Source organism: Sphingomonas sp. SL1004, from assembly GCF_057815015.1.
On record NZ_JBYMUX010000001.1, the window covers coordinates 205,001 to 219,261 of the forward strand.

Annotated in this window: 9 protein-coding genes, 1 tRNA gene and 2 rRNA genes (1 of these 12 cut by a window edge); 5 read left to right on the plus strand and 7 right to left on the minus strand. The window is 60.6% G+C overall.

What is annotated here, in order from left to right:
• The 3 genes from AC3D24_RS01025 to AC3D24_RS01035 all read left to right on the plus strand — a co-directional run.
• A 23S ribosomal RNA gene (locus tag AC3D24_RS01025) occupies positions 1-939 on the plus strand (it extends 1,857 nt beyond the left edge of the window).
• Between the two features lie 217 nt (positions 940-1,156).
• Positions 1,157-1,271: ribosomal RNA gene (rrf, locus tag AC3D24_RS01030) — 5S ribosomal RNA — on the plus strand.
• A 78-nt stretch (positions 1,272-1,349) separates the two neighbouring features.
• A tRNA-Met gene (locus AC3D24_RS01035) sits at positions 1,350-1,426 on the plus strand.
• Here the strand turns inward: AC3D24_RS01035 and AC3D24_RS01040 are convergent.
• The 5 genes from AC3D24_RS01040 to AC3D24_RS01060 all read right to left on the minus strand — a co-directional run bounded on the left by AC3D24_RS01040 (position 1,383) and on the right by AC3D24_RS01060 (position 6,910).
• Positions 1,383-2,306: a recombinase zinc ribbon domain-containing protein gene (locus AC3D24_RS01040; RefSeq protein ID WP_489032999.1), complete on the minus strand. Its 924-nt coding sequence runs from the start codon at positions 2,304-2,306 to the stop codon at positions 1,383-1,385. The genes AC3D24_RS01035 and AC3D24_RS01040 overlap by 44 nt on opposite strands.
• Before the next feature lie 458 nt (positions 2,307-2,764).
• Positions 2,765-3,217: a hypothetical protein gene (locus AC3D24_RS01045; protein ID WP_489027405.1), complete on the minus strand. Its 453-nt coding sequence runs from the start codon at positions 3,215-3,217 to the stop codon at positions 2,765-2,767.
• Complete coding sequence (locus tag AC3D24_RS01050) at positions 3,214-3,729, minus strand: hypothetical protein (protein WP_489027406.1); 516 nt, start codon at positions 3,727-3,729, stop codon at positions 3,214-3,216. The genes AC3D24_RS01045 and AC3D24_RS01050 overlap by 4 nt, the downstream gene beginning before the upstream one ends.
• Before the next feature lie 316 nt (positions 3,730-4,045).
• On the minus strand, positions 4,046-5,833 hold the full coding sequence (locus tag AC3D24_RS01055; RefSeq protein WP_489027408.1) for a hypothetical protein: 1,788 nt from the start codon (positions 5,831-5,833) through the stop codon (positions 4,046-4,048).
• A 114-nt stretch (positions 5,834-5,947) separates the two neighbouring features.
• Complete coding sequence (locus AC3D24_RS01060; RefSeq protein ID WP_489027410.1) at positions 5,948-6,910, minus strand: hypothetical protein; 963 nt, start codon at positions 6,908-6,910, stop codon at positions 5,948-5,950.
• A gap of 934 nt (positions 6,911-7,844) precedes the next feature.
• Between AC3D24_RS01060 and AC3D24_RS01065 the strand changes: the two genes are divergently transcribed.
• Positions 7,845-8,474, plus strand: a complete 630-nt coding sequence (locus AC3D24_RS01065) for a Cap15 family cyclic dinucleotide receptor domain-containing protein (RefSeq protein ID WP_489027412.1) — start codon at positions 7,845-7,847, stop codon at positions 8,472-8,474.
• Entirely contained in the window at positions 8,474-9,604 is a 1,131-nt protein-coding gene (locus AC3D24_RS01070) for a nucleotidyltransferase-like protein (RefSeq protein WP_489027414.1), read from the plus strand. Before AC3D24_RS01065 ends, AC3D24_RS01070 begins: the two co-directional genes overlap by 1 nt.
• Before the next feature lie 698 nt (positions 9,605-10,302).
• On the opposite strand, the gene AC3D24_RS01075 is transcribed toward AC3D24_RS01070, so the two are convergent.
• Entirely contained in the window at positions 10,303-11,676 is a 1,374-nt protein-coding gene (locus tag AC3D24_RS01075; RefSeq protein WP_489027415.1) for an esterase-like activity of phytase family protein, read from the minus strand.
• Positions 11,666-14,047, minus strand: coding sequence for a TonB-dependent receptor (locus tag AC3D24_RS01080; protein WP_489027417.1), 2,382 nt, complete (start codon positions 14,045-14,047; stop codon positions 11,666-11,668). The genes AC3D24_RS01075 and AC3D24_RS01080 overlap by 11 nt, the downstream gene beginning before the upstream one ends.
• Positions 14,048-14,261: the final 214 nt, after the last annotated feature.

A 14,261-nucleotide genomic window follows, 5' to 3' on the forward strand; every position in this document is an offset into this window, starting at 1 on the left:
GTCGGGTAAGTTCCGACCTGCACGAATGGCGTAACGACTTCCCCACTGTCTCCAGGACATGCTCAGCGAAATTGAATTCTCCGTGAAGATGCGGAGTACCCGCGGTTAGACGGAAAGACCCCGTGCACCTTTACTGCAGCTTCAGAGTGGCATTAGGAAGAAACTGTGTAGCATAGGTGGGAGGCTTTGAAGCATCGGCGCCAGCTGATGTGGAGCCATAGGTGAAATACCACCCTGTTTGTTTCTGATGTCTAACCTCGTTCCGTAAGCCGGAACAGGGACCCTCTGTGGCGGGTAGTTTGACTGGGGCGGTCGCCTCCTAAAGAGTAACGGAGGCGCGCAATGGTGGGCTCAGGACGGTCGGAAACCGTCTGTTAGAGTGCAATGGCATAAGCCCGCCTGACTGCGAGACTGACAAGTCGAGCAGAGACGAAAGTCGGTCATAGTGATCCGGTGGTCCCTCGTGGAAGGGCCATCGCTCAACGGATAAAAGGTACGCCGGGGATAACAGGCTGATAACCCCCAAGAGCTCATATCGACGGGGTTGTTTGGCACCTCGATGTCGGCTCATCACATCCTGGGGCTGGAGCAGGTCCCAAGGGTTTGGCTGTTCGCCAATTAAAGTGGTACGTGAGCTGGGTTCAGAACGTCGCGAGACAGTTTGGTCCCTATCTGCCGTGGGCGTCGAAATTTGAGAGGAGTTGACCCTAGTACGAGAGGACCGGGTTGAACATACCTCTGGTGTACCAGTCGTTCCGCCAGGAGCGCAGCTGGGTAGCTATGTATGGACGGGATAACCGCTGAAAGCATCTAAGCGGGAAGCCTCCCTCGAGATAAGATTTCATAGAGCCGTCGGAGACCACGACGTTGATAGATCGGATGTAGAAGTGCGGTAACGCATGGAGCTAACCGATACTAATTGCTCTATTCGCGCTTGAGAGTCTCACACCATCAATGACAACACTGGGCAACCAGCTAGCCATCAGATGCGTGCGGATGATTAAGACGACGCCAGATTGCCAATCCCCTCGCCGTCGAGGGATTGGTCACAAATACCACTAACCTTGCACGGTATCGATTTTAAGCCCCCTCACCGCGAAAGCGGTGACGGGGTACCCAAAGCATTCCCCAACGTATCGTCGCACCGGCTCCATTGCCTGGTGGCTATAGCGTCGGTGTCCCACCCGATCCCATTCCGAACTCGGCCGTGAAACCCGACTGCGCCAATGGTACTATCGCTCAAGCGATGGAAGAGTAGGTCGTCGCCAGGCATTGAAGCCCGTGCGGCAATACACAGGAACGCTAAACCCATTCACCATGTCTCATACCCCCTTCGCTAACGCGAATGTCGCGGGGTGGAGCAGCCCGGTAGCTCGTCAGGCTCATAACCTGAAGGTCACAGGTTCAAATCCTGTCCCCGCAACCACCTTGATTTGCAACACCTCCTCGGTCACACCGGCGGAGGCTTTTTGCGTTTCTGCTCCAGCACAGAGCGACAGCATTGAGGCGAGCTCGCCTCGTAGATTGATCGCGAGATCGCCGTCTTTCGGCGTCAGCACCACCGCCTCGATGAGCGCGCGCAACCGTTCGAACGCCTGCGCCTTCAGCGCGTCGTCCTCGAAGGCCGCGGTGAGCTGGTCGACCTTCTCACGGTACACGCGGCCCAGGTCCAGGGTAAGCAGCTCGGGCTCCGGGGAAACCGTCCCTGTGGTATCCAGTTCGGCAAGTTCCAGTTCGGCGAGCAGGGCCTTGCGCCGTTCGGTCCAGATTTTCATCTCGTCGACGAACACCGTCGCATCCACGCCTTTGAGGATGGCCGTCTTGGCGCGCGAGAGCTGGTGATCGAGATTGGCCAGTTCGGCTTCCCGCTCGGGGCGGGCGCTGACCGTTTCAGCTGTCAGGCGCCGGGTCTCTGCCTCATATTCCAGAAGGAACGCTGCGACGACATCGTCACGCAGCATCTCGCTCGACAAGCCCGCCAACACGTGCGTGTCGAGTTCGTCCTGGCGGATCGTCAGTCGGTTGTCGCACCAGGTCGGGCCCTTTTTGGCAGCGCCCTGGCAGCCGAACCGGGTCTTGCCCGATTTGGCATAGCTCGCGCCGCAGCAGCCGCAGGTCATCTTGCCGGTCAGCAGATACCGCGGGCGTTGCTGTGCGAAGAAGGGCAGACTGGCCGTCTCCGTACGCGGTTTCGCTGAGCGCGCGAGCGTAGCCTGGCGGGATTTGACCCGATCCCACAGTTCGACGGGCACGATGCCGAGCGCCGGGGCCTCGACGTCATCGGATCGTTTGTCTTCCCGCCCCATCGCGACATACTCGCGTCAAACCGATCATCTACGGAAGATGAATAAGCGTCCGAAGTTGGGGAGGGGGAAGGGAGGCTGAACGTCCACTTGTGGGTCTGGCGGTCGCTACGGCTACGGCGGGAGTCGACCAGACCCCGTCGCTTAGATCAACCACTGCGAACGTCTGCTCCTGACAGAAGCTGCCGTTGGACGCCCCGAAGCGGACTGTCAGCAAGGCACCCAATATCGGTCTTTCCGCAATACCGAGGCTGCCGCTAAAAGCGGCCAACGTAGATCGGGGTTGAGTGCGAGGCCCGCGGCCTTGCCGGCGGCGCGGACGCCGCAGGCCGCTTGATCCTGGACGAACTCGGATCTTGGCTTGGCGTCCGTGCCACCGGGCCCGAGGAGGCGCCCCGAGCACGGATTGCGGAAACCCACCGACTACGCGCAGCCGACCGGATCGATCCGTTGGTGCCGGTCTAGTAGGGGCCGATGCAGCCGAGCTTCAGCCCGGCGGTCGCGATCGGGAAGGTTACTACCAGTATCTCGTTCCCGGGCTCGCCGTAGGAGCTGAAGTCGGTCACCCCCTCGCTTCGTGCCTGCTCGTTCGCTCTGACGACGAAGCGCCACCGCACGATCCGCTCGGCCTCCTCGACCTTGGCGCTGACCAGCCGCAGGTCGGAGTTCGCCTGGAACTTGCCTGGTGCGACGACGGCCGCGACTTCCTTCGTGAAGTCGATCTCTGGGCGGCGCCGCCCGTTCGCAGACCAACCGGCTTGGTCGAGCAGCGTAGTTAGCGCCGACGCGGAAGTGGCGTTCCTACACTTCATCGCAACGCCCTCGCTCCGTGCCAGCACGGTCCAAGTCTCTGCATAGGCGGAGGCGCCTGCGAGCAGGAGTGACAGCGCCAGTTTTGTTCTGAGTAAGGTCATTCGCCCCCCACCTTTGAATCTGACGTCGCCGGCGCGGCTCGCGTCTGATCGCCGGGTGCGCTGGAGGCGGTCTCGCGGACCCGCCCCGGCACAGCCTCGTAGTTGTAGCTCACGGTGCTGCGAGCGTACACCGTGCTGATCACTAGAACGACGCCGAGCGTTATCATCACCAACCCGGGCGAGGAGGTCTTAAAGGAAAGGTTCAGCTTCTCGGCGCCGCCGGCGCTGAGGTCGAACGGCGTGTCGAACACCTTAAACAGGTAGAGCGCGCCGAGCAGCGTCAGCGTAACGCCGAATATGAGCGCGGCGGAACGGATGAGGACGAAATCCAGCGCCCTGTTTGCCGAAATGAGGAAGACCTTGCTGGGCGCCTGCGAATTCATCTCTTGGGTGAGCGCCGTCTCATAGTGGCCCATCTGCGCCGCGACGTTCCAGAGCACGACGCCGACGACGAAGCCTAGCAACAGCAGCGTGCAGGCAAAGATGACGTGGTCGATCTTCAGTCGGCGCATGGCTCGTTCCAATTCACTTGGCGCACAGTTCGGCACGGGCGGGGCCGTGTCAACTTGCAACACGTCCTTGGAAAACGGCCTTCCGGCGCTGAATGGCCGGAAAGTAGGTCTTAGCGGCTTTGCCAGTGGCCCCGTTACCGGACGCCAATTGACCGATTTGTTTTTTCGGACAATAGAATATTGACATATATTTTCCTCAATCCGTCGATCCTCACGAAATCCAGTATTCCCGGTATTTTCAATCCGGCGAGTGAACTGCTCCAATAGGATTTTCACGGGGAGCCGCCTCGTTCGATCTTTTCATAATTTCGAGCGACTACTGCGCATATTCCTTCTCGGCTTTCTTGATCGCTACCAGCGCCGTCAGCCGCGTTAGCTCGGCCTGTAACCTAAGATTCTCGTTCTTGAGTTCGGTCGAAACCGGCGAAGCTTCGGGCACTGGCGGGTTTGCCTGATCGAAGATAGCTTTTTCCTTGGTCGCCTTGTCGATCTGATATTGCAGTTGGGCGATCTCATCATCGCGCACTGCCTTTGCTTCGACACGCTCGACCGTGACGTCTGCTTTCGCATCGTCAATTGCCTTTTCGCGCTCCTCGTCGCGCTTCTTCAGATACTCGTCCATTTTCCCCGCCGAAGCCGCGATGCTCGCCAATGCAGTGGCGGCAATGGCGGATTTCTCAGAGTATTGCATCTTGGTGATGCCCCCATCGGTGCGCAACGAGAGGCTCAGCGCGTTGTTCTGAAAGCTGCCGTTGGAAAGCGGCAGGAAACGAAGCTGGCCCAACTGAGGCGCCATCACCATTTTGCCCTCGAACAAGGGCTTTTCGGCAGTCTTGGCGCAGCCAACATTGCGCCCGCATAGCAGGAGCTGTGCACGGATTGGCTCGCGCACGAATATCCCTTTGTCCGCTGGTCCATCGCGCGCGGAAATAACGCCTATCTCAGTCGAACAGTCGACGAGGGGGCCATCCTGGCCCGTGACGCAGGGTTGTATTGCCTCCTGGTCGGTCTGCAACGATGCATGGAGACCGATGCTGCGGCGCGCACACGTATCGACGCTTTCGCCTGTCTTGCACCCCGGGTCATCAGCGATGTTGGCAATCTCTTTTTGCAGACCGAGCGCTACCGGGTCATCGGCCTTCGCCGCAAGAAGCGCTTTCGCAACAGCTTCGAGAGCCGTTCGATCGGTGACCTGATAGGGGGTCGGGTCGACGTCTAGCCATTTCATCGCCCAAGCCTTTAGCCGGGCCGATCCAGTGATGGGTCCGTCGATCTGGTTGAAGCTCATGGGCCAGCGGATTGTTTCGCTGAAGCTCAATTTAGCCTCATTTTCCGCAATCTCGCCTTGAAACGCAATGAGCTCTTTCGATCTCGCCAGCTGCGCGCTGTGCAGCTTGAGCAGATCGGCACCATCGTTCGCAGCGCCGAGTTTGAGCGTTGCACGCACGGTAATTGTATCTGCTTCCTTCGAACCCTGATCCAGTTCGATCATAAGAGCCTTAACCCGCTTGCGCGCCGCAGACAGTGCATCAGCAAGCTGGATAGCCTCCGGTGTACATATCAGCAGCTGCCGAGATTGGCCGGCTTGGTCGATGAGCGCCTTGATCTTCACACTGGTTGAGTCGGTGCTCTGCGCGACCGCAAGAGGGTTGCCGGCAATCATCGAGGCCCCTGAAATTGCCGTGTCAACGACGGACTTGATTACGTCGCCGGTTTTGTCCTCGGCACTGGCATTGATCGTTCTAAGAGTACCTGAGCCTTCGTATGTCTCGATCGCGAAGTCCGTGACTTTGAAAATGTTCACCAGCGCCATATAATCGATCACATAGCGCTCGCCGGCGATATAGTCGGACGTTGCGGTGGGCTCGACGACAATCTCCAGCTTTGTCGCCGGATCGGCCCCCGACGCATCGCGCGGGCAATCGACGATCTTGTAGGTCGTCTTGATCTCATATTGGAGCATTGGGAGGGAGTATGCGACGCCTGGCAGTGCCTTGTCGCTTGTCGTATGGGCCACATCGGGCCGGGTCGATAAACTGGTTGTGCAGCCTGCAAGCGCGGCGCTGAAGCCCGCGATACCGATGAGTCGTGCGATTATTTTCATCGAAGCCCCCCAGCCTAGTCACGCTAGAGGATAAGAGTAAATCGAGATTTACCAAAGCGCATTTACTCTATTGCACAAATATAACTCTCAAATATTCCGGACAATGCCACAAGGCTAAAATGAAAACCTTAGAGAAGCCATCACGGCCGCAATCGGCGTAAAGTAACTTCCGAGATCCGATGCTGCGAAATGCAGGCCCACGATTTTGCCGGTATCGCTTTCCAGGACCAGCGCGCCCGAGTCACCGCCCTGGGTGTAGGGATCGCAGAGCACCTGCCCGGTAAACCCGATCAGCCCGGCCCGCGGATAGCGCAATTGCACGCGGGCATCGATGTCCCTGGTCTTGGAATGGACCGTGCCACTAACATTGCCTGTGAGTGACACGCCCATGCCTCGCCGCGGAGGGACCGTCCCAAGCGGAAGGCTCGCATTGGGAATCGACGTGCGGACCCAAGGAAGGACCTCGTCCAGCAGCAAAGCCAAGGCTGCATCGGCCGTGTTAACAAAAGCACCTCCCGCTTTGAACGGCCGAAAAGCGGCTAGAGTGGCGATGCGATCACCGGGGTTTGCGCCCCCGCCATCAGCCGCGGGGGAAAGAATGGGATCATTGAAGGCCGCAAAGCCTTCTTCGGCCAGTACATGAGAATTGCTTAGCAGCATCTTGGCACCAGCCTTGTCGATGATCGCGCCTAGGGTGCCACCTGCGGAATTGACGTGCCCGACACCATTGCCGCCCATGATCGACCCTGCCTGAGGCCGGACATCCCCTATTTCAACGACATCAGTGTAGATCGCCTGTCCGGTCGGCGCCGCAATCACGGGCGGGATCACCAAGGCGGAAGACAAGCGAGAGCGCGGCACTTTTCGACGCACATAGAAAACGATGGTTAGTTCGCCAGCGAGCTCGCCATTGGTTACCTTGTCGGCGATACCCAGACCAACAAGATCGGGATGTGCGATAATATGCCGCAGTTTGGTATAATGCGCCGCCGCTACCGGTCCAAGATCAGTCGGCGGAGGAGCATCGAAATCTGAAAGAAGATTCAGCGTTCGCTTAAGATACCGTGGTGTTCCCATCCCCCATCCTTCTCGCAATGGGTATCATCGTTTATACTTCAAGACGAGGGATGTCTTATCCGCAATGGTCAGGCCGCGCCAATCCTGCGGGGCTAGGATAAAACCCTTGCAGTTTGCAGAAATGCGCGGAATTTCGCTGCTCCGCTCAAAAGAAGCTCGGCTTCCGTCCGCCGGCATATGAACTTGCAGCCGAGTGGACTTCACCAGCGGTGAGTGGCCGGCGCATGCTGGCAGGCGCCGCCGGAGCCGGTCCAACCGAACGACCTGCCCCCCAATGAAGAACCCGCGTGAGCGTAGAATGAAACGTGAGTCGCCTACGACCGGATCTAGCGAACGCTGCCGTTCGACGGCCGACCACGGAACGGCGGCTAAGTCCCACTTCTCGCCATTACCGCCAACGCTGATAGAGACGTCGGGCGAACATGAACGGATGTCTGAAGTTGGGGAGCGCGAAACGACGGCTGAATGTCGTATTGTGGGTCAGGACTGCCGGCCGACGTTAGCGGAGGCTGGGGCAGCACTCGAGGGCTGCGCATGCCGGAGGAGGAATCACTCCGCGGCCCTAATGACAGCGGATCGCCACCACGTGCCTTGCTGCTCCCGCCCCCGTCCGCAGCTGTACGAGCGTAATCCCATCGTCCGTTTGGGGTACGTTGCCGACGGTGTTTGCTCCGTTGAACGAGCCGAGCGGCGGCACGCCGCACCTTTGTTTCAGTGTCGCCGAGCAGGTGAACCTCAACGTCTTCCGCAATGGATCGTCAACCGTAACGGCTGAGTCGCGCCCACGACTTGGGGCGCGAAGCAACAAGAACCCGTCCACCATGCCAGCGGTAGTCGCAACAAAGGAACCTAGCGGGAACATCCTGTTGCGCTGCGGGTCAGTTTCAATATGATCCGAGTTGACGATTAGGGAACTGAAGGGCTGCTGAAGGGGATGGTTCACGATCACGAATACGCGCTGCTCGGCGGCTCCAACCGGTCGCACGTCGGGCGCTGGCTCGCAAGCATAGCGGCCGCGATCTCGGCCGGAATCGTGTTCCTAATCCTCTCGCTGGTCGACATTGCCAAGGCGTCGGGCCTTAATGTTAACCTGCCCCCGACCGCCCTCTCGCTGATCGGCGCTGGCGCAGTCTATGGCGCGCTCTACTGGCTTCTTGACCGCTATCTCTGGCGGCGAAAACCGATCGGCCTGCTGCTGAAAGTGCCGGACCTCGCGGGAACCTGGAACGTCGAGGGAACGCCGCTTCATTTGAGCGCCGCCGTGCCGTGGGAAGGGCGGATCACGATCGTCCAGTCCTGGGATAAGCTCCGCATTCACCTGAAAACGAAGCAGTCCAGCTCGGACAGCCTTTCGGCCGCGCTACAGCACGACAGCGCCGTCGGCTACGTGCTGATGTACCACTACCGGAATCAGCCTGGGGTCGCCGAGCGCGACATGGCCCCGCACCACGGCTTCGCCGAGCTGACCTTCACCGCCGACGGGCAGAGCGCGACGGGCGACTACTTCAACGGCCGGGGCCGCAACACTTTTGGAACCATGAAGCTAACAAGAGAGGCATCCTGATGGCGCGCAACATCAACGACCGGCTGAGCCAGCTCAACACGCGCCGGAAGGGGACCGATCGGATCAACCGCGTTGGGACGACCTATGCGACCGACGTGCTTGCCAAGAGCCTGGTTCAGGAGTCCTACCAGAAGCGGGCGACGACGCAGCCCCACACCCGCTATGCCCTCGGCGCAATGCAGGAGGTCAGCGCCGACTACACCCGGATCGGGCTGGACACGGCCGAACGGGTCGGCAAGCAGCTAGTCGCGCTCTCGATGGCGGTCGACTTCCGGCTGCAAGGCTCGGTGCCGCTTAACGTCCATGTCCGGGGCGTGAGCGACGTTGACTTGCTGACCCTAACCACCGGCTACTGGACCTATGATCGGCACGGCGCGCGCGCCCTGGCGGGCCTCTACACCTCGCCCGATTACCGCGGCTCGGTCGTGGTTCTGACAGCGCTCCGCTCTGAGGCCGAGCGGCTGCTGAAAAGCGCCTATCCAGCCGCTACAGTCGATTGTTCGAAAGGCAAGTGCATCGCGCTGTCAGGCGGCTCGCTCGCCCGCCCGGTCGACGTGGTGCCGTCGCATTGGCACGACACGGCCGATTATCAGGCGTCTTATCAGGAACACGATCGCGGCGTGAAAATCCTCGATAAGAACGTGCCGGAAGCGGTCGAGAATATGCCATTTCGGCATATCAAGCGGGTCCATGACCTCGACACGGCGCTGCTGGGCGGGCTGAAGAAGGCGATCCGCTTGACCAAGAACGTCAAGAACGACGCCGAACACGCCGATCGCGCGTCGAAGCTGCCGAGCTTCGATATCGCGTCCCTGCTCTACCATGCAGACCAGAACGCGCTCAGGTCCGGCTATACCTACGAGTTGGCGATCCTGCGCGAGACGCAGCGGTTCCTGGACTGGTGCTACAACAACCAGGCGCAATCGACGCAGTTGCGGACGCCCGACGGGTCGCGCACAATCCTAAATTCGGCCGAAAAAATCAGCGCGCTGCTGACGATCTCGGTCGAGATGGATACGCTCGCTAAGGAAGTCGCCAAGGAACAGGTTGCAACGTTCCGCTACACCGAGCCGAATTGGCTCCAGATCGACGAAGCCCTGCGGAACGCCCGCATCCCTCTGGCGGCTTAGCTGCCGCCTAAAACGGCGTGAACAGAGTCCGGGCGGACATTTTGGCCTGCAAGGCGGCGATAATCTGCGCCATTTCAATGCGCGCTTCCGCTTGCAGCCCCAGATAGCGGCTGATGCCGTCCGCGTCCGTGCTGAGCCGCGCGAAACGTCATACGTCGATCTACCAGACGAGCATCGCCGCGAGCAGCGGAGCGAGGAGGTATTAGTCGCCATCGCCGGTGAACGAGCGGCCGCTTTCGGGAATAGTTTAGGTTCCTATGAACGACCGAAAGTGGGTCTCTGCGTCCCCCTACGTCTATTCGGTTCGTTGTGGCAGGTCGGCAAGGGTCCTACTTCCCGAGCGAGGCCAAGCAACTGCGCACGGATCCGCTTCCGGGGGCTCCGGGTGTTATTCGAAACCGCGAATTAAGCCGGTCAACCGCGTGCCGAGGAGAGATCATTGGCCAGTTGACCAATGTCGGGATGATTTTCGTCAGCTGTCAAAGCGCAGAATCGCGTGAATCATTGAGCCGATAGCCAAAATCGTTGGAGCCGGAACATGCGCCAATATAAAGCCGCTGCAGGCGCGCTAATCGATGTTTCTGGCACAGCAGCCGAGCGCCGTTCCGTGGTCACAATGTAGTTGGCAGCGCCACGAGGTAGACTAGTATTCGGTTATCATTGTCGCGATTGGAATCGCAGGATTGGCCGGCCATCTTTCAATGCCGTGCAATGAAGTCGTTGTCGTTGCCGACAAGCAGGAAATAGTCGTGCGGATGGTCCTGTTCCAGCACAGGCACGAGATCCATCGCCTCCCATTTTTCAGACAGGTCTGCGACGGTCAGTCCGACGCGGGCCAACTGGACCGGGTTGAGCATGTTGATCAACTCGACCCGGTTGGCCGGGACGATACCGGTTTTCAACGTCGTGCCGGCCGGACTCCGCAACACGGAGGCTGTGCCGGTCTCATAGGGCGTACCAGCAAGATTGGTCGCACCGGTGGTGTCGACGAGTAGAATGCTTTTGTAGACGATGGACGTCATCTTCTCCGCGCCGCGACCCGCGGCATCGCGCGCGAGCATCAGGAACCGATGATCGTCGAGCGCGAGGATCTCGCTTTGCGCCGCGGTGCGATTGGGCGCGCTGCCATCACCGTGGTCGGCATAGGCGGGCAGTTGCACCACGTGATGCGCGATCGGGTGCGCCGGCGTCGGCGTGCGGCTCAGGTCATACACAAGGATTCGCGTGTTGATCCTGCCGGCAGCGTTGCCGCTGGCGCTGTCTTGGATCAGCGCGCTTTGCAGCGCCACGAACAGCGTGCGACCGTCGGGGGACAGCGACATGCCCTCCGGCCCCTGGTTGTTGCGCCGACCGGTGTCGGGTGCTTCCAACGATCCGAAATAGCTTCTTCCGGCCCGTCGTGGCGCGATCGCGGTGGGGGGACGGATAACGCCGCGCAAGCGACCTTGCCGGTCGAAATAATAGACATTCGCGGTGTATTCGTCGCCGATGTAGAAGCCCCCGTCGCGTGTGAACTGCAGCGATTCCGCGTCGAACGATACCTTGCCGGCACCTGTGCCGTTGGCCGGTGCGGGTAGAGCGATGCTTCGCTCGGTAAGTGTGCCCAGACCCGGATCGGCGCCGGTGAAGGGCTGGCCGCGAAAGTCCCGCAGTTCCAGGCCGCCATCGGGTATGAGATCGAGCGTGCCGCTGGCCGGCGTGAAGCGGACGCGGAAGCGGTTCAGCCGTGCAGGATAATCGAAGAAGAGCTTGGCCGCGGGATCGTTCCGACCCCGATCTGGCAGGGTCCAGAGCACGCCTTCGTAGTGGTTGCCGACCCGCTTCCAGCTGTCGCGCGCGATCTTCAGCGAGGAGAAGGAACCGAGCGTATCGCCGCGGAAATCGACCGTGTCCGCCGACAGCACACCTGCGCCCACCAGCCCCTGATCGACATAGGTCCGGCCGTGCAGCGAGACGCTGCGCACGCCAGCGGCCCGGTCCAGATGGGGGCGGGTGATCGCCTCCTCGCCGCCAGTGAAGGCGGTGAGGAGACCCATCAGGATCAGCAGGGCAGGCAGGCGTCTAGAACGCAACGCCGAGGGTTCCGAAGACCTGCCGTGGTGCCGAAGAATGGAATACCAGGATCGATCCTGTGGGGTCGTTCGGCGCGAACACGCTGCTGTCGAAATTGGAGGCATAGCGCTTGTCCGTCAGGTTGGTGACGTTCAACGACAGCTTCGTGTTCTTCAGCGGGCCGAAGTCGTCGAAGCTGTAGCTGAGACCGAGATCGACCGTAGCATAGCCGCCGAACCCCTGGTCGTTGGTATAGGTATAGTAGCGCTTCCCCGTATACTTACCCAGCACCGACGCGGAGAAGCCGCCCTGTGTCAGGGTCAGCATGCTCGAATAAAGCTGTTTCGGGGTATCCACCTGCTGCTTGCCATCGGTGGCATAGAGCACGCAGGTGGTCGTGCAGAAGTTCAGATCCTGATCATAGGTCGTCCTGTTCAGCGACGCCGCATTATACCACGTAATCCACGGTGCGGGCTTCAGCAGCACGCCCAGCTCGACGCCCCGGGCGGTGACGCTGCCGGCGTTGTGGAAGGAATTGCCGCAACCTGGATTTTGCTGCTGGTTCGTCGGGCACGGGTTGTACTGCAGCAGGCGGTCGTCGAACTTCACCCAATAGCCGGTCAGCGACACCTGCAGCATCCGGCTGACATACCGGTAGCCGCCCTCGACGCTGCGCGACGTTTCCGGCTTCAGCGTCGATCCCTGCACGTTCCAGATCGCCTGCGTCACCGACTGCGGCCCGAGCTTGAAGCCGCCCTGGTACATCGCGATGTTTTCGGCATAGCTCGCGAATAGTTCGTGCCCGCGCGCGACTTCATAGCGTACGCCGGCCTCGGGGAGGAAGTAATCCTTGGCTACCAGCGTGCCAGTCGCGAACTGCGTGGACGCGGGCGGCGCGGCCTTGGCGATGCCGGGCACGGCCCGCGCTTCGGACCTGGAATAGGTGCCCTTGAAGCCGAAATCGAAGCTGAGCGCATCGTCGAGCAGCGACACCGTGTCCTGCAGGTAGAATTGCCGCGTCGTCCAGTCGGTCTCCTGGACCCATTGCGCCGTCGCCGGCTGGCCGCCCAGGAACCGTCCCAGGTCGAACGGGCCCTTCACGTCGTTGCGGATATAGCGCGCTGCGCTGCTGGTGTTGCCCTCCGTCCAGACGCCCGCTTCGAAATGGTTGAAGCCGATCCGCCAGCTCAGGTTGCCGAGGATGCCGTCGCGGTCGATGGTATAACGGGTGTCTCGGATCTGCACGGGCAGGTCGTCCGCGGTGGTTGCCGTGCCCTGCGTCGAGAGCCCGGAGATGAAGTTGTTACCGGCACCCTTGTCAGTGTGGCGATAGCCCTGGACACGCGCGATCAGGCCCTTGGCGATGTCGATGTCCGCAGCAAGATAGAAGAGTTCGTCGTTACGCAGGATCTGACCATTGGTGTAGGTGACGTCGCCGCTCTTTTCCGGCAGCACCGAGGGCGCGCACTTGATGGGCGTCGTCGTCACGGCGCAGGCGTTGCGGCTCAGATAGGTTTGCCAGTCGGGGGCGTAACCGCCGAGATCCCAGCCGCGGCGTCCGAGCGTTTCCTTGGATAGATAGGCATCGTCGGCCTGGTTGGTGCGCGAGATGTCGGCAAATGCGGTGAGGCGGAAGCCGTCGGTCTTGTACATGATCTTGGCGTTGATCTGTTTGCTGGTCGATCGGGTGTAAGCGGCTTGATCGACGAACAAATCCTGACGGGCATATTGGCCCGAGACATAGGCCGACAGGCCTTCATACTCGCCGGTGTCGAGGCGGACGAAGGTGCGCAGGGCGTTCTCGCTGCCGACGGTCTGGCTGATTTTAAGGCCGAGATCCTTACTTGGGTTGCTGCTGGTATACATCACCGCACCGCCGAGGTTGCTCGTCGAGGCGATGCCGAGACCGGCAATCCCGGTAGCAAGATCGGCACGACCCAAATTCTCTGAGATCAATGCGCGGCTGATCGTGAGGCCGTTGTAATTGTTGTAGGCGCCGTCGCCCAGCGGCATCCCGTCGAGCGTGTAGCCGAGATGCGTCGTGCTGAAACCCCGAACCTGCAGCGACATGGACTGTTCGTTCAGGCCCAGCGCGTCGATAGACTGCGCGCTGACACCGGGCAGCATGTTGAGCGCCTTCTGAATGCTCGTGCCGGGCGGCAGCGCGTCGAGGTTCGCCGGCAACAGCGTCGATACCGAGCGGGTCTCACCGGCGCCGACCACGACGATGTCGGCTGCGGTTTCGGCATCTGTGATAGTCTCGGCGGTCTGGGACTGGGGGTCGGCAGACTGGGCATGCGCACCAGGCGCGAACGCAGTCAGTGCGGCGGACGCCATCAGAACGGCGTAGCCGTGACCGCTGCGCAGTCCGCGGCGCGAAAAATATTTCATAGTGTTTCCCTGTCGCAGCAGCCGAACGGCCGCCCCCTACGTCGCGGCTAGACGCGATGCAGGTCATTTCGATTACGAAACGGCGTCCTTCCGGTGACACCTCTGAGGACAGCACTTCTGCAACATAAAATCTGACGATTGACGAATGTTTCGATGTTGGAAGTTTGAAACGGCTCTAAGCGGCAGTGGTGAGAACGTGTCGTCGGGCCGTATT

Bases quoted from the DNA above. Each gene is read 5' to 3' on its own strand.
- AC3D24_RS01040 (WP_489032999.1), bottom strand. From the start codon at position 2,306: ATGGGGCGGGAAGACAAACGATCCGATGACGTCGAGGCCCCGGCGCTC.
- AC3D24_RS01045 (WP_489027405.1), bottom strand. From the start codon at position 3,217: ATGACCTTACTCAGAACAAAACTGGCGCTGTCACTCCTGCTCGCAGGC.
- AC3D24_RS01050 (WP_489027406.1), bottom strand. From the start codon at position 3,729: ATGCGCCGACTGAAGATCGACCACGTCATCTTTGCCTGCACGCTGCTG.
- AC3D24_RS01055 (WP_489027408.1), bottom strand. From the start codon at position 5,833: ATGAAAATAATCGCACGACTCATCGGTATCGCGGGCTTCAGCGCCGCG.
- AC3D24_RS01060 (WP_489027410.1), bottom strand. From the start codon at position 6,910: ATGGGAACACCACGGTATCTTAAGCGAACGCTGAATCTTCTTTCAGAT.
- AC3D24_RS01065 (WP_489027412.1), top strand. From the start codon at position 7,845: ATGGTTCACGATCACGAATACGCGCTGCTCGGCGGCTCCAACCGGTCG.
- AC3D24_RS01070 (WP_489027414.1), top strand. From the start codon at position 8,474: ATGGCGCGCAACATCAACGACCGGCTGAGCCAGCTCAACACGCGCCGG.
- AC3D24_RS01080 (WP_489027417.1), bottom strand. From the start codon at position 14,047: ATGAAATATTTTTCGCGCCGCGGACTGCGCAGCGGTCACGGCTACGCC.